Source organism: Xanthomonas sp. 1678, from assembly GCF_031455575.1.
Classification (GTDB): Bacteria; Pseudomonadota; Gammaproteobacteria; order Xanthomonadales; family Xanthomonadaceae; genus Xanthomonas_A.
Genome location: NZ_JAVDSZ010000011.1, coordinates 162,195 through 182,735, shown reverse-complemented (window position 1 = coordinate 182,735; position 20,541 = coordinate 162,195). Strand labels below are relative to the sequence as shown.

At 69.6% G+C, this 20,541-nt stretch carries 13 protein-coding genes; 11 read left to right on the top strand and 2 right to left on the bottom strand.

Features of this window, described 5'->3' with window-relative positions; translation table 11 throughout:
• Positions 1-2,299, top strand: a 2,299-nt coding sequence (locus J2Y70_RS18390; RefSeq protein WP_309920781.1) for an alpha/beta fold hydrolase, incomplete at its 5' end; no start/stop codon positions are given.
• Between the two features lie 228 nt (positions 2,300-2,527).
• Here the strand turns inward: J2Y70_RS18390 and J2Y70_RS18385 are convergent.
• Positions 2,528-3,310, bottom strand: coding sequence for a 4'-phosphopantetheinyl transferase superfamily protein (locus J2Y70_RS18385; protein ID WP_309920778.1), 783 nt, complete (start codon positions 3,308-3,310; stop codon positions 2,528-2,530).
• 516 nt (positions 3,311-3,826) lie between these two features.
• Between J2Y70_RS18385 and rpsF the strand changes: the two genes are divergently transcribed.
• The 5 genes from rpsF (at position 3,827) to zipA (ending at position 9,714) form a co-directional block, all read left to right on the top strand.
• The gene (gene rpsF, locus J2Y70_RS18380; protein ID WP_263394721.1) at positions 3,827-4,261 is read left to right on the top strand and encodes a 30S ribosomal protein S6; all 435 of its coding nucleotides are present in this window, start codon (positions 3,827-3,829) and stop codon (positions 4,259-4,261) included.
• Positions 4,262-4,272: 11 nt separating this feature from the next.
• Positions 4,273-4,503, top strand: a complete 231-nt coding sequence (gene rpsR, locus J2Y70_RS18375; RefSeq protein ID WP_003473336.1) for a 30S ribosomal protein S18 — start codon at positions 4,273-4,275, stop codon at positions 4,501-4,503.
• A 228-nt stretch (positions 4,504-4,731) separates the two neighbouring features.
• A complete protein-coding gene (gene rplI / locus J2Y70_RS18370) occupies positions 4,732-5,181 on the top strand; it encodes a 50S ribosomal protein L9 (protein ID WP_185816238.1) in 450 nt (149 codons plus the stop codon).
• A gap of 227 nt (positions 5,182-5,408) precedes the next feature.
• The gene (gene smc, locus J2Y70_RS18365) at positions 5,409-8,912 is read left to right on the top strand and encodes a chromosome segregation protein SMC (protein ID WP_309920768.1); all 3,504 of its coding nucleotides are present in this window, start codon (positions 5,409-5,411) and stop codon (positions 8,910-8,912) included.
• A 58-nt stretch (positions 8,913-8,970) separates the two neighbouring features.
• Entirely contained in the window at positions 8,971-9,714 is a 744-nt protein-coding gene (gene zipA, locus J2Y70_RS18360; RefSeq protein ID WP_263394719.1) for a cell division protein ZipA, read from the top strand.
• 218 nt (positions 9,715-9,932) lie between these two features.
• On the opposite strand, the gene J2Y70_RS18355 is transcribed toward zipA, so the two are convergent.
• Positions 9,933-11,054, bottom strand: a complete 1,122-nt coding sequence (locus tag J2Y70_RS18355; protein ID WP_309920764.1) for a pyridoxal phosphate-dependent aminotransferase — start codon at positions 11,052-11,054, stop codon at positions 9,933-9,935.
• Positions 11,055-11,531: 477 nt separating this feature from the next.
• Here J2Y70_RS18355 and ligA point away from each other — a divergent pair, with 477 nt between their 5' ends.
• The 5 genes from ligA (at position 11,532) to gyrA (ending at position 20,147) form a co-directional block, all read left to right on the top strand.
• A complete protein-coding gene (ligA, locus tag J2Y70_RS18350) occupies positions 11,532-14,048 on the top strand; it encodes an NAD-dependent DNA ligase LigA (RefSeq protein WP_309920761.1) in 2,517 nt (838 codons plus the stop codon).
• Positions 13,987-15,048, top strand: coding sequence for an EF-P lysine aminoacylase EpmA (gene epmA, locus J2Y70_RS18345; RefSeq protein WP_369011107.1), 1,062 nt, complete (start codon positions 13,987-13,989; stop codon positions 15,046-15,048). The genes ligA and epmA overlap by 62 nt, the downstream gene beginning before the upstream one ends.
• A gap of 132 nt (positions 15,049-15,180) precedes the next feature.
• Positions 15,181-15,888: a DUF3011 domain-containing protein gene (locus tag J2Y70_RS18340; protein WP_309920755.1), complete on the top strand. Its 708-nt coding sequence runs from the start codon at positions 15,181-15,183 to the stop codon at positions 15,886-15,888.
• Between the two features lie 142 nt (positions 15,889-16,030).
• On the top strand, positions 16,031-17,095 hold the full coding sequence (gene mtnA, locus J2Y70_RS18335; protein ID WP_309920752.1) for an S-methyl-5-thioribose-1-phosphate isomerase: 1,065 nt from the start codon (positions 16,031-16,033) through the stop codon (positions 17,093-17,095).
• 211 nt (positions 17,096-17,306) lie between these two features.
• Complete coding sequence (gene gyrA / locus J2Y70_RS18330; RefSeq protein WP_309920749.1) at positions 17,307-20,147, top strand: DNA gyrase subunit A; 2,841 nt, start codon at positions 17,307-17,309, stop codon at positions 20,145-20,147.
• Positions 20,148-20,541: the final 394 nt, after the last annotated feature.

Genomic DNA, 20,541 nt, shown 5'->3' with positions numbered 1-20,541 from the left:
GCTGGAGTACCTGGGCCGCGGCGACGCGCAGGTGAAGGTGCGCGGCTACCGGATCGAACTGGGCGAGATCGAGGCCGCGTTGCATGCCTTGGCCGACGTTCGCGAGGCGGTGGTGCTGGCGCAGGGCGAAGGCGCGGACAAGCGGCTGGTGGCCTACCTGGTCGGCGCGGCGGGAGTCGAACTGGAACCGGCCGCGTTGCGTGCGCAGCTGCAGCAGGTGCTGCCGGAGTACATGGTACCGACGGCGTACGTGCGGCTGGAGGCGCTGCCGCTGACGGCCAACGGCAAGCTGGACCGTGCGGCGTTGCCGGCGGTGGACGGCAGCGCGGTGGCGAGCAAGGACTATGTGGCGCCGCAGGGCCCGACCGAGGCGGCGATCGCGCAGGTGTGGCAGGAACTGCTGGGCCTGGAGCGGGTCGGCCGCCACGACCACTTCTTCGAACTGGGCGGGCACTCGTTGCTGGTCCCGGTCGTCGCGCACCGATTGGCGCAAGCCGGCATCGCGGTCGGCCTGATCGACCTGTTCGTCGCGGATACCGTCGCCGGCATCGCCGAGCGCCAGATGCGCAACGGCCTGCCGTCCGCAGCCGCGTCCGAAGCCGCATTGCCGCCACTGATCCGGGCAGGAACCGGCGGCGATATCCGCCCGCTGTTCCTTGTTCACGACGGCAGTGGATTGCTGCTCTACGCCCACGCGCTGGCGGCCAGGCTGGACGGCGGCGTGCCGATCTACGGGCTGCACGCGCAGTCCGACGCCGGCCCCGTGCTGCACACCATGCAAGGCATGGCGGCGCGCATGGTCGAGCTGATGCGCGCCGTGCAACCACAAGGCCCGTACCGGCTGGCAGGCTGGTCGTTCGGCGGGACGCTCGCCTACGAGATCGCCTGCCAGTTGCTCGGTGCGGATGAAGAGGTCGCGTTCCTGGCGCTCCTGGATACGGTCCACCTGCCTGCGACCAGGAGACGGCGATCCTGGCGTCGCAACGACGCTCAGGCTTTCCTGGCGATGCTGCGCACTGCCATCGCCGCCGAGCGGGCGCCGGATCTGCCGGAGGATTTCCTGCAGACCCTCCTGGACGCTGACGATGCGGCGCTGCCCGAGGCGATCACCCAAGCGCGCCTGCGTGGGCTGCTGCCGCCCATGCTCGGCGCCTATTCCGACCAGGAACTGGTGCGGATCGTGGCGCGGCAACAGGCGTGCGCCGCCGCGGCGCAGGACTACAACCCGCAACCGGCCCCGGTGCCTGTCTTCCTTTGTCGCGCGCAGGAGCAGCCGGCGGACCTGGAGATGGGCCAATGGCAAGGCTGGGACCGGCTGTTGCCAACGGCGCACCTGGACGTGGCGACCGTGCCTGGCGATCATTTTTCCATGTTGCAGCCGGGGCAGATCGAACTGCTGGCAAAGGCGATCAACGCGCGTCTACGGTCCCTCGACGCGGAGCGGCGATCGCCGGCCGCGCGCAACGCGAGCGATCCATCCGATGGACTGATCACGCTTCGCCATGCGCCGACCGGGCGCCCCTGTCTGCTCTGCATTCCGGGGGCGGGGGGCAGCGTGACCAGTTTCGCCGCACTGATCGACTGTCTGGACGCGTCCATACCGGTGTACGGATTGCAGCCGCGCGGCGTGGATGGCCGTGACATACCGCATACGACGGTAGAGGCGGCTGCCTGGCGCTTCCTGGGTGCCGTCCAGCGCCTTGCGCCGACCGGCGTTGTCCGCATCCTGGGTCATTCGTTCGGCGGATGGATCGGCTTCCAGTTGGCCGCATGGCTGCAGGAGCAAGGCATCCGGGTGCAACTGATCCTGCTAGACAGTGAGGCGCCGGAAGGCGTGGCGATCCGCGAATATCGGGCTTCGCAGGTGCTGGAGCACTGGCGGGAGATCGTCGAACAGGCGCATGCGCGGCAGCTGCCGGTCGACCTGTCCGGCATCGACCCTAGCGACGATGTGCAGGTCGCTGCGGCGTTGCATCGAGGACTGGTTGCGATCGGCGCCCTGTCGCCCAAGTCCAGCCCCGCAGCCCTGCATGGCTCGCTACGCAGCTTCGCCGCCTGCCTGCGCACCCGTTTCCGACCGCAACGGCCGTTCGAGGGGGACGTCCTGCTGGTCACGGCGTCCGAGAATGATGCACCCGGGAGCGGAGCCCAGCCGGGCGAGGTGGCGCAGCAATGGCGGCGCTGGGCGCCGGCGCTGCGCCATCGCGTGCTGCCTGGCAATCACATGAACCTGTTGCAGGCCCCGCAGGTGGCGTCGCTCGCCGAGCTTCTGTTCCCTCGGTCTCCCGGCGAGTCCTAGGGATCGGCATGTGGTGCCGACCCGGCTGCCGCTCGGCAGCCGGGTCGGGCGGAGAGACTCCATCCCGATGCCATGATCCCAGGCGCCGGCCACGGCAGCGTGCCGACGGCAGCGGCAGACGCGTGTCGCAGGTGGCTGCCGCGGCGGTGGCATCGCGTGCGATCTGCGGCCTTCGGGCGGCGCGGGCACTGCGGCCCATCGCATGCGATGCATCGGCAATGAGCGCGATCACCACGCGTAGTGGGTCAGCAGCAGGTCGTCTTCCATGCGCATGAAGCCGATCTTGCAGACCTGCGCGCAGGCGAATTGCGCGCACAGCGTTTCGGTCAGGCGCAGGTGCAGGCGCTGGCCCGCGATGTCGACCCGGCACAGGCGGGCCGCGGCGAAATCGAAGTAGTGGCCGACCACGCCGAACGCGGCCTTGAACAGGCTTTCCTTGGCCGAGAACAGCGCGGTCAGCAGGGCGTCGTGCGACCACTGCGCGCCAGCCACCGCGGCCAGCAGGGCCGCCTCCTCGGCGTCGATCGCCACGCTCAGCACGGCGTCGCGCGCGGCCGGCGCGAGCACCCCCTCCAGGTCGATGCCGACACCGTTGCGGCGTCCGCTCGGCAGCGCTACCGCCGCCGCGCAATGCTCGCTGTGGGAGATGCTGCCCAGGCTGCCTGGCGGCCAGCATGGCGCGCGGGTTGCGCCGATCGCGATCTCGGCCTGCGCCTGCGCCGGCCCGAGCGCTTCCAGCAGCGCCAGCCGCGCGGCGAGACGCCCGAACAGGAACTCCGCCTGGCGCTTGCGCACGCTGCGCGCGACGCTGTCCGGGCAGGCGATCGCCACCGCGGCGAAGGCGTCCACATGGAAACGCCCGGCGTCGAAGTCGAGCGCGTACAGCGCGGTGCCGTCGTCCAGCACCTGCCGGTAGGCGCCGCGCAGCGCCGTCGCCACCACGGGCGGCAGCTCCAGCCGCAGCGCCTGGCCACGGCGGGAGGGCACGTGGGTGTAAGGCAGGCCGCTCATCGCGCCCACCCGCCTGGCCAGCGCGGACGGCGGCGCTCGGCGTGGGGTGCGCCGCGGTCGACGCATGGGCAGTTGGCCACGGGCTAGGCCTCGGCTTGGACGGCAGCGTCCGGCATCGGCTGCCGCGTCGCGGCAGGTGCGAGGGCGGGAAGGCGGCGCGGTCGGTTGTTCACCTTGCCAGTGTCGCAAAAAACCGGCGAGAGTCCGAACGACGGCCCTGGCGCCTGCAGGGAGGCCCCAAATCCGGTCGCTGCGCCCATGGATCTGCCCAGCGCAAGCGCCTGCGTCCAGCCACCGTGGCCGGCAATGGCGCCGACGCTGGCAATGGCCCCCAGTGCCGGCCCCAGCCAACCCATGCGCGCCCGTACGGTCGCCACCTTGCGGGCGGGCGCCTGCGCTGCCATACTTTCCGGCTTCCTGCGCCCGTCGTGGCGGGAACCCTTGCCCCACCGCACCCGTCCCGGGCCTGGCGGGGGGCTGTCCGGCCCTCGGGCCACATCCGAAAGGTATAACCACATGAGTCGTCATTACGAAATCGTGTTCCTGGTCCATCCGGACCAGAGCGAGCAGGTCCCGGCCATGATCGAGCGCTACAAGTCGCTGGTCGAGAACGGCAGCGGCACCATCCACCGTCTGGAAGACTGGGGCCGCCGCCAGCTGGCGTACCCGATCCAGAACCTGGTGAAGGCGCACTACGTCATGCTCAACATCGAAGTGGACCAGGCCATTCTCGCCGAACTGGTCGAGAGCTTCCGCTTCAACGACGCCGTGCTGCGTCACCTGGTGATCAAGCGCGACGGCCCGGACACCGAGCAGTCGCTGATCATGAAGAGCAAGGACGAGAAGGGCGACAAGCCCGAGCGTAGCGAGCGCCGTCGCCGCGACGACGAGGAAGGCGATGCGCCTGCCGCCGCCACCGATACCGACGGCGACGCCGCCGAAGCCGCCTAAGGAGCACTGCCATGTCCAAGTTCTTCCGTCGCCGCAAGTTCTGCAAGTTCACCGCCGAGGGCGTCAAAGAGATCGACTACAAGGATCTCAACACCCTGCGCCAGTACCTCACCGAGAACGGCAAGATCGTGCCGAGCCGCGTGACCGGCACCAAGTCCAAGTACCAGCGCCAGCTGGCCACGGCGGTCAAGCGCTCGCGTTTCCTGGCGCTGATCCCGTACACGGACAACCACGACATCTGATGTGACTGCTGCGGAAGCGCCCACACGTCTGTGCGGGTCCTTCCGAGCAACAGCCCGCACATCCGTGCGCGGGTTATTCAATAGAAGTCCTGGTGATCGAAGAGTGCGGTGTTGGTTGGGGGTTTTGCGATTCCCGATTCCCGATTCCCGATTCCCGGCTTCTCCTATTCGGACAGCAAGCGTTGCGGGCGCCCACGGGCGTGCGCTAACGAATAACGGAGCAACACCATGCAACTGATTCTCCTGCAGAAAGTGACCAACCTGGGCGGTCTCGGCGACAAGGTCGACGTCAAGCCGGGCTATGGCCGCAACTTCCTGGTGCCGCAGGGCAAGGCCGTGCCGGCGACCGCCGCCAACATCGCCGAGTTCGAGGCCAAGCGCGCCGACTACGAAGCCAAGGCGCAGTCGATCCACGCCGACGCCGAGGCCCGTGCGGCCAAGCTGGAAGGCGCCAGCGTGACGGTCAAGGCCAACGCCTCCACCGAAGGCAAGCTGTACGGTTCGGTCGGCCCGCGCGACATCGCCGAGGCGTTCACCGCCGCCGGCCTGCCGCTGGAAAAGGGCGAAGTGGTGCTGGGCGAAGGCGCGTTCCGCAACATCGGCGAGTACGAGGTGCTGGTGCGCCTGCACGCCGACGTCGAGACCACGGTCAAGGTCGTGGTCGAAGCCGAAGCCTGATCCACGGCTTCCATGCTGTACCGAAACGGGCGCCGCAAGGTGCCCGTTTCGTTTGCGGCCTCCGGCCCCGGCGCCCGCTGGGGCCGTTATACTCACCGGTTCGTGCCTGTTTCCTGTCCGGCGATCGTAGTCGTATCAAGGGTTTGGAAGCGGGACTTCACCTGGATATTCACTAGCGGCAGCGCGTGCCGGCCTGCCGGCCGCCGCTGCCATGGATTGCCTGCCCCATGCGCCTGTCGACCATCAAGCTGTCCGGCTTCAAGTCCTTCGTCGATCCGACCACGCTGCACCTGCCGACCAACATGACCGGCATCGTCGGTCCGAACGGCTGCGGCAAGTCGAACATCATCGACGCGGTGCGCTGGGTGATGGGCGAAAGCTCGGCCAGCCGCCTGCGCGGCGACTCGCTGACCGACGTGATCTTCTCCGGCTCCTCGGCGCGCAAGCCGGTGTCGCAGGCCACGGTGGAGCTGATCTTCGACAACGCCGACCACACCATCTCCGGCGAGTACGCCTCGTTCAACGAGATCTCGGTCAAGCGCCAGGTCAGCCGCGACGGCAGCAGCAGCTACTACCTCAACGGCACCAAGTGCCGGCGCCGCGACATCACCGACCTGTTCCTTGGCACCGGCCTGGGCCCGCGCAGCTACTCGATCATCGAGCAGGGCATGATCAGCCAGATCATCGAGGCGCGCCCGGAAGACCTGCGCGTGTACCTGGAGGAAGCCGCCGGCATCTCCAAGTACAAGGAGCGGCGCAAGGAAACCGAGACCCGCATCCGCCATACCCGCGAGAACCTGGAACGGCTGGGCGACCTGCGCGAGGAGATCGGCAAGCAGCTCGAGCACCTCAAGCGCCAGGCGCGCCAGGCCGAGCAGTACCAGGCGCTGCAGGAAGAACGCAAGATCAAGGACGCGCAGTGGAAGGCGCTGGAATACCGCGGCCTGGACGGCAAGCTGCAGGGCCTGCGCGAGGCGCTGGGCCAGGAAGAGACGCGGCTGCAGCAGTTCATCGCCGAACAGCGCGACGCCGAGGCGCGGATCGAGACCGGCCGCGTGCGCCGCGAGGAGGCCGCCGACGCCTTGAGCAAGGCCCAGGCCGAGGTCTACCAGGTCGGCAGCACGCTGGCGCGCATCGAGCAGCAGATCCAGCACCAGCGCGACCTGTCGCAGCGCCTGCACAAGGCGCGCGACGAAGCGCAGCTGGCGCTGGCCGAGCTCGGCCAGCACATCAGCGGCGACGAGGCCAAGCTGGCGTTGCTGCGCGAGTCGGTGGACGTGGCCGGGCCGCAGCTGGAGCAGTTGCAGGAAGACAACGAATACAAGCAGGAAGCACTGCGCGAGGCCGAGGCCAGACTGGCCGACTGGCAGCAGCGCTGGGAAGCGCACCAGCGCTACACCGCCGAGGCCTCGCGCGCCGGCGAGGTCGAGCGCACCCGCGTCGATTACCTGGACCGGCAATCGCTGGAAGCCGAGCGCCGCCGCGAAGCGCTGGTCGCCGAACGCGCCGGGCTGGATCTGGACGCGCTGGCCGCCGCGTTCGAGCAGGTGGAACTGCAGCACGAGACTCAGCGCAGCGCGCTGGACGGACTCAACGAACAGGTCGAAACCCGCAAGCAGGCGGTGACCGCGCTGCAGGAACAGCAGCGCGGCGCGCAGGCCGAACTAGCCGAGGTGCGCAAGCAGGCGCAGGCGGCGCGCGGCCGGCTGTCGTCGCTGGAAACCCTGCAGCAGGCCGCGCTCGGCCAGGAGCAGGGCGCCGCGGTGGCGTGGCTGCAGGCGCGCGGGCTGGATTCGGCGGCGCGCGTGGGCGAGCGCATCAGCGTGGAAAGCGGCTGGGAAAACGCGGTCGAAGGCGCGCTCGGGCAACTGATCGAAGGCGTGCTGGTCGATGCGCCGGAGACCTTGGTCGATGCGCTGGGCGAACTCGGCGAAGGCCGCATCGCGCTGGTCAGCAGCGACGAGGAGGCCGGCAGCTTCGCGCCGACCTCGCTCGCCGCCAAGGTGCAGGGCCCGATCGCGATCCGCCGGCTGCTGTCGCGGCTGCACGCGGCCGAGGACCTCGCCGCCGCGCGCGCCCTGCTGCCGCAGCTGGGCGAGGGCGATTCGATCATCACCCGCGACGGCGCGCGCCTGGGCGAGGGCTGGCTGCGCGTGTCGCGCTCCGGCGCGGCCAAGCAGGGCGCGTTGCTGCGCGAGCGCGAGATCCAGGATCTGCGCGGCCAGATCGACGCGCTGCAGGACCGCGAGGCGGAACTGGATCAGCGCCTGGCGAGCTTCCGCGAGCAGTCGCTGGCTGCCGAACAGCAGCGCGAGGACGCGCAGCGCCAGCTGTACCAGGCGCACCGCAGCGTCTCCGAACTGGCCGGCCAGCTGCAGAGCCAGCAGGGCAAGGTGGACGCCGCGCGCACCCGCATCGAGCGCATCGAGACCGAGATCGCGCAGCTGCTGGAAACCCTGGACAGCAGCCGCGAGCAGGCGCGCGAGGCGCGTTCCAAGCTGGAGGACGCGGTCACCAGCATGGGCGACCTGGAAACCACCCGGCACGCGCTGGAGAGCGAGCGCCGCCAGTTCACCGAAGCGCGCGACCTGGCCCGCGATGCCGCGCGCCGCATACGCGAGGCCTCGCATGCGCTGGCCCTGACCCTGGAATCGCAACGCGCGCAGATCGCCTCGCTGAGCCAGGCGCTGGAGCGCATGGGCAACCAGCGCGGGCAGCTGGATTCGCGCCTGGGCGAACTCAGCGCGCAGTTGAGCGAAGGCGATTCGCCGGTGCATGCGCTGGAAGCCGAGCACCAGGCCGCGCTCAGCGAACGCGTGCGCACCGACCGTGCGCTCGGCGAGGCGCGGGCGCTGCTGGACGGCATCGACAACGAATTGCGCGGCCTGGAACAGACCCGTCAGCAGCGCGACGAGCAGGCCCTGGCGCAACGCGAGCGCATCGCCCAGCGCCGCCTCGACCAGCAGGCGCTGGTGCTCAGCGCCGAGCAGCTGTCGGCCGCCGTGGTCAAGGCCGGCTTCGTGCTCGAGGACGTGATCAACGGCCTGCCCGAACAGGCCGATCCGGCCGAATGGGAGCAGGCGGTGCAGCAGATCGATGGGCGCATGCGCCGGCTGGAGCCGGTCAACCTGGCCGCGATCAGCGAATACGGTGAAGCGGCGCAGCGCGCTGAATACCTGGAGGCGCAGGACATCGATCTGAACACCGCGCTGGAGACCCTGGAGGATGCGATCCGCAAGATCGACCGCGAGACCCGCGGCCGCTTCAAGGACACCTTCGACCGGGTCAATTCCGGCGTGCAGGCGCTGTATCCGCGCCTGTTCGGCGGCGGCCATGCCTACCTGGAACTCACCGGCGAAGACCTGCTCGACACCGGCGTGGCGATCATGGCGCGGCCGCCGGGCAAGCGCGTGTCCAGCATCTCGCTGCTGTCCGGCGGCGAGAAGGCGATGACCGCGGTGGCGCTGGTGTTCGCGATCTTCCAGCTCAATCCGGCGCCGTTCTGCCTGCTCGACGAGGTCGACGCGCCGCTGGACGAAGCCAACGTCGGCCGCCTGGCGGCGATGGTCAAGGAAATGAGCGAGAAGGTGCAGTTCCTGTTCGTCAGCCACAACAAGGCGACGATGGAAGCGGCGCACCAGCTCAGCGGCGTCACCATGCGCGAACCGGGCGTCAGCCGCCTGGTCAGCGTGGATCTCGAGGAAGCCGCGCGTTTGGCGGGCGCTGCCTGACGTGACATGCTAAATACGTTGTCTTCCCCCTACGCACCCCTGCCGGAGTAACCCCTCAATGTCCGACATGGCACTGCTACGCATCGGCATCCTCGCCGCCGGCCTGCTGCTGATCGCGGCGATCTTCCTGTTCGGTCGCCCGAAGAAACCGACCCAGGGCCGGCGCGTGGACGCGGCCGATCCGGCCACGCCGACGCCGCGCCGCGAGCCTTCGCTCGGCGACGCCGCCGCAAGCGGCGAGGCCGACGCCTTCGCCGCACCCGAGCAGGACGGCGCCCTCGGCCAGCCCGAGCTGGGCCTGCCCGCCGCCGAATCGGCCAATGCCGACCTCGGCAAGCGGCCGAGCCAGGACTTCGACAAGATCGTCTCGCTGTACGTCGCTGCGCGCGCCGGCCAGGTGCTGCGCGGCGAGGACATCGTGGTCGCCGCCGAGAAGACCGGCCTGGTGTTCGGCCACATGAACGTGTTCCACCGCCTGGTCGAGGGCCATCCCGAGCGCGGCCCGATCTTCAGCATGGCCAGCATCATGAAGCCGGGCAGCTTCGACATGGCCCACATCCGCGAGATGGAGACCCCGGCGATCGCATTCTTCCTGACCCTGCCGGCGCCGCTGACCGCGCTCGACGCCTGGGAAAAGATGCTGCCGACCGTGCAGCGCATGGGCGAACTGCTCGACGGCGTGGTCCTGGACGACAGCCGCAACGCCCTCGGCCGCCAGCGCATCGCCCACATCCGCGACGACCTGCGCGCCTACGACCGCCAGCACCAGGCGCCGCCGTTGACGAAGGCCCCACGCTGGTAGCGTGGGGCCGGGATTGGGCATTCTGGATTGGGGATTCGTAAAAGCGAATCTGCTGGCGTCTCCCTTCTCCCATCGGGACTCACGGCCCCCTTTTGGGGGGAAGGTGCCCCGAAGGGGCGGATGAGGGTACGGGAGCCGAGGAGGTTACCGGCCGATGAGGTTAGCGGCGAAGTCAGCTTTTACGAATCCCCAATCCCAACTCCCCAATCCCAAGCCCGCTACTTGCGCGCCTTCAAGAACGCCTCGCGGAACCGCAGCATCTCCGCCTCGGTGCCGACGGTGATGCGCACCAGCTTCGGCCAGATCGGCCAGTTGCGGCCGACCATCACGCCTTGCTTGGCCATCGCCGCGGCGAAGGCCTTGCCGTCGCGCTTGACGTCGACCATGAAGCAGTTGGACTGCGACGGCAGGCATTTGTGGCCCTTGCTCTGCAGCCAGGCGATGGTCTCGTTGCGGATGCGCGCGTTCTCGGCGCGCCGCGCCGGCACCAGTTGCACGTCGCGCAGGCTGGCGATGCCGGCGGCGACCGCGGTCACCGCCACCGGGTTCTCGCCGAACGCGGCGAGCTTGGTCAGCAATCCCGGCGAGGCCACCGCCAGGCCCAGGCGCAATCCGGCCATGCCGTACAGCTTGGAGAAGGTGCGCAGCACCAGCAGGTCCTGGCGCTGGCCGATCAGATCGACCACCGACGGCTGTTCGCTGTAGTGGATGTAGGCCTCGTCGACCAGCAGCACGCTGGTGGCGGGCTTGTTGGCCAGCAGCCATTCGATGTCGGCGCGCGCGGTGATCGAGCCGGTCGGGTTGTTCGGGTTGCACAGGTAGATCAGCCCGGCGTTCGGATCGGCGCTGGCCATGGCCTTGACGTCGTGCCCGCCGTCGGCGCGCAGCGGCACCCGCCGCACCGGGGCGCCGTTGGCGGCGGCGACGTCGGCCACCGCCTCGAAGGTCGGGTCGGCCACCACCACGCCGGCGCGTGCCGAGGTGAATGCGCGCGCGGCGCGGTTGAGCGGATCGCTGGAACCGGGGTAGACCGCGATGTGGTTGCTGGGCAACTGGTGCTCGCCGGCGAACAGCGCGATCAGGTCGTTGGGCAGCTCGAACAGGTAGCGGCCGGCGCGCGGCAGGATCGTCTGCACGGCGTCCAGCGCGGCCGGGGAGGGCCCCAGCGGGCATTCGTTGAAATTCAGGTAGACCGGGCCGACGGCCGGCGCCACGCCCGGAGCCGCGGCCGCCGCCTTGCGCTTTGCCGCCTCCGCGCCGGGCGCCAGGCCCAGGGCGCCGACGGCCAGGCCCGAGGTGGCGAGGGAAAGGAAGGAACGGCGCGAAACGGGTAACGACACGGCACTTCTCCAGGCGGAACGTCGAAACAGGAACGCAAAGCTAACGTTCCCTTAACGTTGGGGCAAGGCTTGTGGCCAGGACTGGGATTGGGATTCGGAGATGCAGGGGTTCGGGATTCGATAGGGCGGAACCGCAGGACTCGGGGTCGGATGGGAAATAGGGTCGGGGAGTGGAGAAGGTGCGGGTAGTGCGGAGTGTCCGCTTAGCCCCTCTCCCACCGGGAGAGGGGTTGGGGTGAGGGTACGGCTGTCCATGAACGCAAGACGTTCGGTGGCAGGCTTGCCCTCATCCGCCCCTTCGGGGCACCTTCCCCCAAAAGGGGGCGTGAGTCCCGAGGGGAGAAGGGAGTGATCTCGGCATCGTTCAGGAGCTTGCAATCCCGAATCCCAATCCCGAATCCCGGCCCCGCCCAACATTTCCCCTTGCCAGGCGCGCAGTTACTATCGCCCCCTCTCCGTCACCTGTCCCGGCCGCGCATGACCGCTTCATCCGATCTCCAGCAGCGCGTCGCCACGCTGCGCCAGCGCATCGAAGACGCCAACGATCGCTACTACGTGCACGACGATCCGTCGATCACCGATGCCGAGTACGACGCGCTGATGCGCGAGCTGGAGGCGCTGGAGGCCGAGCATCCGCAACTGGCGCGCGACGATTCGCCGACCCGCACGGTCGGCGCGCGTCCCGACGGCGGCTTTCCGGAGGTGCGCCACGCGATCCCGATGCTGTCGCTGGCCAATGCGTTCGAGACCGCGGGCGTGGCCGACGACGCCGACGACCGCACCCGTTTCGCCGAGGTCGCCGATTTCGAGCGGCGCATCGAGCGCCAGTTGGAACTGGCTGCGCCGGTGTTCTCGGTCGAGCCGAAGCTGGACGGCCTGGCGATCAGTCTGCGCTACGAGGACGGCGTGTTCGTGCAGGGCGCCACCCGCGGCGACGGCAGCACCGGCGAGGACGTCACCGCCAACCTGCGCCAGGTGCGGTCGGTGCCGCTGAAGCTGCGTGAGATCGGCATGTCGGCGCCGGCGGTGCTGGAAGTGCGTGGCGAGGTCTACATGCCGCGCGCGGCGTTCGCCGCCTGGAACGCGAAGGCGCTGGAGCGCAACGAGAAGCTGCTCGCCAACCCGCGCAACGGTGCGGCCGGTTCGCTGCGGCAACTGGATCCTGCGGTCACCCGGCGGCGGCCGCTGGCGTTCTTCGCCTATTCGGTGGGCGAGGTGCGCGGCCTGGAACTGCCCGAGACCCATTCGCAGACGCTGGAGCTGCTGCGCCGCTTCGGTTTCCCGGTGGCGCCCGAGGTCGCCACCGCCACCGGCTTCGACGGCCTGATCGCGTATTTCCGCCATATCGGCGCCAAGCGCGACAGCCTGCCGTACGACATCGACGGGGTGGTCTACAAGCTCGACGACTACGACCAGCAGGCGGCGATGGGCTTCGTCTCGCGCGCGCCGCGCTGGGCGCTGGCGCACAAGTTCCCGGCGCAGGAGCAGTCCACCGTGTTGCGTGCGATCGAAGTGCAGATCGGCCGCACCGGTGCGGTCACGCCGGTGGCGCGGCTGGAGCCAGTGCAGGTGGCCGGCGTCACCGTCACCAACGCGACCTTGCACAACGCCGACCAGATCGCGCGGCTGGACGCGCGCGAAGGCGACACCGTGATCGTGCGCCGCGCCGGCGACGTGATTCCCGAGGTGGTGCGGGTCATCGAAGAGCGGCGGCCGGCCGGCACGGTGCCGTGGACGATGCCGGCTACGTGCCCGGTGTGCGGCTCGGAGCTGGTCAAGGAAGAGGATGCGGTGGCCTGGCGTTGCAGCGGCGGGCTGGCCTGCGCGGCGCAGCGCAAGGAGGCGGTGCGCCACTTCGCCTCGCGCCGGGCGCTGGACATCGAGGGCCTGGGCGATCGCCAGGCCGATGCGCTGGTCGAGTTCGGCTTCGTGCATTCGCTGGCCGACCTGTACGCGCTGAGCGTCGAAGACCTGGTGCGGATGAAGGCCGCGCTGGATGCGGCGACCGCGGCCGACCTGGCGCAGGCGGTGGCCGACAGCAAGGGCGCGCTGGCTTTGGATGCGCAGGGGCAGCAGGCGCTCGCGCAGGAAACGCCGGACTGGACGCGCGCCGAGTTCCTGCGCGCGCACCTGGCCGTGGACCTGGGCGGCAAGCTGGCGACGAAATGGGCGGAGAACCTGGTCGCCGGCATCGACGCCAGCCGCAACACCACCTTGCCGCGCTTCCTGTTCGCGCTGGGCATTCCGCATTTGGGCGAGACCACCGCCAAGGCGTTGGCGCACTGGCTCGGCTCGCTGGCGTTCGTGCGCAGCACGCCGGCGGTGCTGCTGCAGGCACTGCCCGACATCGGCGGCGAGGTCGCGCGCTCGATCGCCACCTTCTTCGAACAGCCCGGCAACGCCGCGGTGGTCGATGCGTTGATCCAGGCCGGCATCCGCTTTGCCGACGAGGACGCGCCGCCGGCGGAACTGCGCGAGCGCCTCGACCTGGCGCACCTGCTGACCACGCTGCCGGTGGACAAACTCGGCGGCAAGAGCGCGCAGCGATTGGCGTCGACCTACGGCACGCTCGACGCGCTGCTGCGCGCCAACGAAAGCGGCTGGACCGGCGCCGGGATATCGACGGCGGGTGCGGCCAATCTCGCCGCGTATCTCGCAGATGACGCGCGGCTGCGTGCGTTGCGCGAGGCCGATGCGGCGATGCGGCGCCTGCTCGATGCGGCGCCGGCGCAGGCCGAGCGCCGCGCCGCGCCGCTGGACGGGCAGACCGTGGTGCTGACCGGCACCCTGCAGCAACTCAGCCGCGATGCGGCCAAGGCGCGGCTGGAGGCGCTGGGCGCGAAGGTCGCCGGCAGCGTGTCGAAGAAGACCACGTTCGTCGTCGCCGGCGCCGAGGCCGGCTCCAAACTGGACAAGGCGCAGGAGCTGGGCGTTGCGGTGTGGGACGAGGCGCAGCTGCTGGCCTTGCTCGGCGAGCACGAGGGGCAGGGATGAGCCGGGCGCCGGACGCGGCGCGCGCGAGCGGATCGCTGCGATGAGCGATGCCGTGGACCTGGCCGCGCTGCGCCTGCGCGCCGCGCTCAACGCGCGCATCCGCGCCTTCTTCGCCGCGCGCGAGGTGCTCGAGGTGGAGACGCCGATGCTGTCGGCGGCCGGCAACACCGAGCCCAACATCGACAGTTTCCAGACCCGCTTCAGCGGTCATGTCGATGGCGGTCCGGCGCTGCGCTGGCTGCGCACCTCGCCCGAATATCCGCTGAAGCGGCTGCTGGCCGCCGGCGTCGGCGACTGCTACGAACTGGGCCGGGTGTTCCGCAACGGCGAGGCCGGCGGCCGCCACAATCCCGAGTTCACCATGCTGGAGTGGTACCGGGTCGGCTGGAACCACCTGCAACTGGTGGACGAGACCGTGGCGCTGGTGCGCGAGGCGCTGGCGCTGGTCGCGCGCACGGCGACGCTGCACGTGGTCACCTACCGGCAACTGTTCCTGCAGGCGCTGGAGCTGGATCCGTTCCTGGCGCCGCTGGAGGCATTGCAGCAGCCGTTGCGCGACGTGCGCATCGACCCGGCGGGACTCACCCGCGACGACTGGCTCGATCTGCTGATGACCCACCGCCTGCAATCCGCATTTCCGGCCGATCGCATCACCGTGGTCCACGACTGGCCGGCCACGCAGTGCGCGCTGGCGCGCATCCGCGACGCGCAACCGCCGGTGGCCGAGCGTTTCGAGTTGTACCTGGGCAGCTACGAGCTGGCCAACGGTTATCACGAACTCAACGACGCCGCCGAGCAGCGCCGCCGCTTCCTGCGCGATCACGCGTTGCGCAGCGCGCGCGGTGCGGTGCTGCCGCCGCTGGACGAGCGTTTGCTGCAGGCCTTGCCGGCGCTGCCCGACTGCGCCGGCGTCGCCGTCGGCGTGGATCGCCTGCTGATGGCCATGCGCGGCACGGCATCGATCGGCGACGTGCTCGCCTACGATTTCGCGCGAGCCTGAACCGCGCAGCGTTCAGCAAGCATTTCCTTGCTTTGTCGATGCCGATGATGGTTTGATCCAGCCAAGCATGCGGTCGATGCGCGGTGGAGTGGTCTCGTTGTTCAGGTTCTACGCATGGGGGCAGCGCCAAGCATGAAGTGGTCGTACGGGCTCGGCAGCTGGTGTTGGCTGGGATTGGCCGTCGCGGCATGGCCGGCGGCGACGCCGGCGCAGGTGCCAGACGCCTATGCGGCCGCGGTGGTGCGCTGCGAATCGCGCGACATGGGCTGGGTGCATTGCCCGATGCAGACCGGGCAGGGTGTGGAACTGGTCCGGCAACTGTCCGACAACGATTGCATCCGCGGCAGCGAATGGGGCTCGGACGGCACCGGCGTGTGGGTGACGCTGGGCTGTCGCGCCGAATTCCGTTCCAATCCGCCCGAACCCACGCGCAGCGCGATGCGCCGCGTGTTGCGCTGCGAATCCGATGGCCGGGTCGAAAGCTGCCCGGTGATGCTGCGCGGCGCGCCGGTGCGGCTGATGCGCCAGTTGTCCTCGGTGCCGTGCCGCGAGGAGCGCAGCTGGGGCGTGCGCCGCAACGAGATCTGGGTGTCGCGCGGCTGCCGCGGCGAATTCGAGATCGGCGCCAGCGACGGCTCCGGCTTCCCGGTCGGCGCGCGTCCGGTGCTGTGCGAATCCAAGGGCCGCTCGCGGCGCCGCTGCGGGGTCAGCATCCACAGCAGCGTGCAACTGCGCCGGCAGCTGTCCGGCACCGCCTGCGTGCAGGACGACAGCTGGGGCTGGGACCGCGACGGCATCTGGGTCGACAAGGGCTGTCGCGCCGAATTCAGCGTCAACTGAGCAAGTCGCCACGGTCGCCGACGTCCCGCCGGGGCTCAGGCGAGGGTCCTAGGCCGCCGGTCCGCGTCGCATTTGCGAATCCCCGCTTTTCCACAGCCGTATGGCTGGTCATCCTCAATCCCGGGCCGTTTACAATAGCCCGATGAACGCCGCCCTCGATATCGACTACGCCCGCTACGACCATATCCGCCCGATCCTGTGGACCGGCGACGCGCTGGAGCTGCTGGACCAGCGCAAGCTGCCGTTCGTGGTCGAGCACGTGCAATGCACCGACAGCGACCAGGTCGCCGCCGCGATCCACACCCTGGCGGTGCGCGGTGCGCCGGCGATCGGCATCGCTGCCGGCTGGGGCGTGGTGCTGGCCGCGCGCGACGTGCAGGCCGACGACGGCGCGCAGGCCCTGGCCAAGCTGGAACCGGCGCTGCAGCGGCTCAATGCGGCGCGTCCCACTGCGGTCAACCTGGCCTGGGCGCTGATGCGCATGCGCAAGGCGCTGACCGCGGCCGGCACCGACTGGCGCGAGGCGATCGCCCGCGAGGCGCAGGCCATCGCCGAGGAAGACCTGGCCGCCAACCGCCACATGGGCGCGCTCGGCGCCGGCCTGATCGCGCCCGGCAGCGGTGTGCTGACCCACTGCAACACCGGCTCGCTGGCCACCGCCGGCTTCGGCACCGCGCTGGGCGTGATCCGCGCCGGCATGGCCCAGGGCCGCATCGCCAAGGTGTTCGCCGGCGAGACCCGGCCGTGGCTGCAGGGCGCGCGGCTGACCGTGTGGGAACTGCAGCAGGACGGCATCGACGCGACCCTGATCGCCGATTCGGCGGCCTCGCACCTGATGAAGACCGGCGTGGTGCAGTGGGTGATCGTCGGCGCCGACCGCATCTGCGCCAATGGCGACACCGCCAACAAGATCGGCACCTACCAGCTGGCGATCGCCGCGCGCCACCACGGCGTCAAGTTCATGGTGGTGGCGCCGTCGTCCACCGTGGACATGGACACCGCCGACGGCGCGCAGATCGAGATCGAGCAGCGCGACCCGGGCGAGCTGTTCGGGGTGGGCGGGGTGCGCACCGTGGCCGACGGCATCGCCGCCTGGAACCCGGTGTTCGACGTGACCCCGGCCGATCTGATCGATGCCATCGTCACCGAGCGCGGGGTGATCGAGCGGCCGGATCCCGAGCGCATGCGCGCCGCGTTCGGCGGCTGAGCCGCGGCAACCGCGCCAGACCCCCTGCACGGCCCCGCAAATCCACGCAAGTGCTTGTTCGGGCCGGCAAAAACCGGGCATTCGCGCGCCTGTCATGATAGAATCCGGCGGTTCGATCGACCGCTGCGCGCCGTAGATTTCCGGCGCCGGCAGGCCCGCTTGCCGCGGGCCGGCGTCCTGGTCGATTAGCCACCAGACTTACGGAACCCGAATGGCAGAATCCGCCAAGGAAATCATCCAGGTCAACCTGGAAGACGAGATGCGCAAGAGCTACCTCGATTACGCGATGAGCGTGATCGTGGGGCGTGCCCTCCCGGATGCGCGCGACGGCCTCAAGCCGGTGCATCGCCGCGTGTTGTTCGCGATGAACGAGCTGGGCGCGCACAGCAACAAGCCCTATTACAAGTCGGCGCGTATCGTCGGCGACGTCATCGGCAAGTACCACCCGCACGGCGACCAGTCGGTGTACGACACGCTGGTGCGCATGGCGCAGCCGTTCTCGCTGCGCTACCTGATGGTGGACGGGCAGGGCAACTTCGGCTCGGTCGACGGCGACTCGGCGGCGGCGATGCGCTACACCGAGGCGCGCATGTCGCGCCTGGCCCACGAAATGATGGCCGACATCGACAAGGAAACCGTCGATTTCCAGCCCAACTACGACGAGAAGGAACTGGAACCGACGGTCATGCCGACCCGGTTCCCGAGCCTGCTGGTCAACGGCTCGGCCGGTATCGCGGTGGGCATGGCGACCAACATCCCGCCGCACAACCTGACCGAATCGATCAATGCCTGCCTGGCGCTGATCGACAACCCGCAGATCGACGTCGACGGGCTGATGGAGTACATCCCCGGCCCGGATTTCCCCACCGCCGGCATCGTCAACGGCACCAGCGGCATCGTCGCCGGCTACCGCACCGGCCGCGGCCGCGTGCGCATGCGCGCCAAGGCCGAGATCGAGATCCAGGACAACGGCCGCGAAGCGATCGTGGTCAACGAGATCCCGTACCAGGTCAACAAGGCGCGGCTGATCGAGAAGATCGCCGAGCTGGTCAAGGAAAAGAAGCTCGAAGGCATCAGCGAACTGCGCGACGAGTCCGACAAGGACGGCATGCGCATCTACATCGAGATCAAGCGCGGCGAAGCCGCCGATGTGGTGCTGAACAACCTGTACCAGCAGACCCAGATGGAGTCGGTGTTCGGCATCAACATGGTGGCGCTGGTCGATGGCCGCCCGCAGCTGATGAACCTCAAGCAGATGCTGGAGGCGTTCATCCGCCACCGCCGCGAAGTGGTCACCCGCCGCACCATCTTCGAACTGCGCAAGGCGCGCGCCCGCGCGCACATCCTCGAAGGCCTGACCGTCGCGCTGGCCAACATCGACGAGATGATCGAGCTGATCAAGACCTCGGCCAACCCGACCGAAGCGCGCGAGCGCATGCTGGCCAGGCGCTGGGACGCGGGCCTGGTCGGCGCGCTGCTCGGCGCCGCCGGCGCCGATGCCTCGCAGCCGGAAGACCTGCCGGCCGGGGTCGGCCTGCTCGCCGACGGCTACCAGCTGACCGACGTACAGGCCTCGCAGATCCTGGAAATGCGCCTGCACCGCCTGACCGGGCTGGAGCAGGAGCGGCTGACAGAGGAATACAAGCAACTGCTGGAGACGATCGCCGGGCTGATCCGGATCCTGGAAAACCCCGACGTGCTGCTGCAGGTGATCCGCGAGGAACTCATCAGCATCCGCGAGGAATACGGCGATGCGCGCCGCACCGAGATCCGCCACAGCGAGGAAGACCTCGACATCCTCGACCTGATCGCGCCGGAAGACGTGGTGGTGACGCTGTCGCATGCCGGCTACGCCAAGCGCCAGCCGGTCAGCGCCTACCGCGCGCAACGCCGCGGCGGCCGCGGCCGTAGCGCGGCGGCGACCAAGGAAGAGGATTTCATCGACCAGCTGTGGCTGGTCAACACCCACGACACGCTGCTGACCTTCACCAGCAGCGGCAAGGTGTTCGCGCTGCCGGTGTACCAGTTGCCGGAGGCCGGCCCGAACGCGCGCGGCCGCCCGATCATCAACTGGATCCCGCTGGAGAACGGCGAGCGCGTGCAGGCGGTGTTGCCGGTGCGCGACTATGCCGGCGGCCGCTACGTGTTCTTCGCCACCCGCAACGGCATGGTCAAGAAGACCCCGCTCAGCGACTTCGCGTTCCAGCGCAAGGCCGGCAAGATCGCGATCAACCTCGACGAGGGCGACGCCCTGGTCGGCGTGGGCCTGACCGACGGCGAGCGCGACGTGCTGCTGTTCGCGTCCAACGGCAAGACCGTGCGCTTCTCCGAACGGCCCAAGGACGACGAGGCCGAGGACGGCGCCATCGACGAGGGCACGGGCGAGGACAACGGCGACGATGAGGTCGCGCTGGCCGAGGCCGTCGAGGACGGCGACGACGCGCGCAGCCCGCGCCGCAAGAGCCGCGGCGGGGTCAAGCCGACCGGCCGCAGCAGCCGCGGCGTGCGCGGCATCCGCCTGGCCAAGAGCGAATACGTGGTCAGCCTGATCGTGGCCGAGCCGGCCGAGGGCCAGGACGAGGATGCCGAGGACATCGAGACGGCGCCGGAGACGGAGGCCGACGTCGAGACCGAGGCCGTGGTGCGCAACGGCGACGAGCCCGATGCCTACATCCTCACCGCCACCGAGAACGGCTACGGCAAGCGCACCCCGCTGGCCGAGTACCCACGCAAGGGCCGCGGCACGCAGGGCGTGATCGGCATCCAGACCAGCGAGCGCAACGGCAAGCTGGTGGGCGCGGTGCTGCTCAGCACCAAGGACGAGGTGTTGCTGATCTCCGATGGCGGCACCCTGGTGCGCACCCGCGCCTCGGAGATCTCCCGCGTCGGCCGCAACACCCAGGGCGTGACCCTGATCCGCCTGTCCAAGGGCGAGAAGCTGCAGGCGGTGGAACGCCTGGACGGATCGCTGGCCGAGGAAGAGCCGGTCGATCCGATCGCCGGCGAGGAAGGCAGCGTCGAAGTTGCCAGCGAGGCGCCGTCGCAGGACTGAGTCGGGCCCGAGCGGGACAGGACGACGCCGGCGCAATGCCGGCGTCGTCGTTTGCGGCGCGCACGAGTGCGGCAATGCCAACCGCCGCCACGCAATGTGGGCGCGCATGCCATGTCGCAGACATCGCCGCGGCGCGCACGATGAAAAGCACGCAGCGGAACCAAAGCCCCTCTCCCCCGGGAGAGGGGTTGGGATGAGGGTACGGCGCGAAGCCTCGCGCTGCCCGACTGCACGCTGCTTCGCCCGCACCCTCATCCGCCCCTTCGGGGCACCTTCTCCCAGCGGGAGAAGGGGAGCTGGGACCAGCTGCTACGCAAGCACTGCATAGCAACAGTACGTGCCATCGCCCACGGCGATAGAACGCGCTCCGTTCACCGCCGGCTTGGGATAACGG

What these genes read in the sequence shown, in the direction of transcription:
- J2Y70_RS18385 (WP_309920778.1), bottom strand. Translation starts at nt 3,310, where the DNA reads ATGAGCGGCCTGCCTTACACCCACGTGCCCTCCCGCCGTGGCCAGGCG.
- rpsF (WP_263394721.1), top strand. Translation starts at nt 3,827, where the DNA reads ATGAGTCGTCATTACGAAATCGTGTTCCTGGTCCATCCGGACCAGAGC.
- rpsR (WP_003473336.1), top strand. Translation starts at nt 4,273, where the DNA reads ATGTCCAAGTTCTTCCGTCGCCGCAAGTTCTGCAAGTTCACCGCCGAG.
- rplI (WP_185816238.1), top strand. Translation starts at nt 4,732, where the DNA reads ATGCAACTGATTCTCCTGCAGAAAGTGACCAACCTGGGCGGTCTCGGC.
- smc (WP_309920768.1), top strand. Translation starts at nt 5,409, where the DNA reads ATGCGCCTGTCGACCATCAAGCTGTCCGGCTTCAAGTCCTTCGTCGAT.
- zipA (WP_263394719.1), top strand. Translation starts at nt 8,971, where the DNA reads ATGTCCGACATGGCACTGCTACGCATCGGCATCCTCGCCGCCGGCCTG.
- ligA (WP_309920761.1), top strand. Translation starts at nt 11,532, where the DNA reads ATGACCGCTTCATCCGATCTCCAGCAGCGCGTCGCCACGCTGCGCCAG.
- J2Y70_RS18340 (WP_309920755.1), top strand. Translation starts at nt 15,181, where the DNA reads ATGAAGTGGTCGTACGGGCTCGGCAGCTGGTGTTGGCTGGGATTGGCC.
- mtnA (WP_309920752.1), top strand. Translation starts at nt 16,031, where the DNA reads ATGAACGCCGCCCTCGATATCGACTACGCCCGCTACGACCATATCCGC.
- gyrA (WP_309920749.1), top strand. Translation starts at nt 17,307, where the DNA reads ATGGCAGAATCCGCCAAGGAAATCATCCAGGTCAACCTGGAAGACGAG.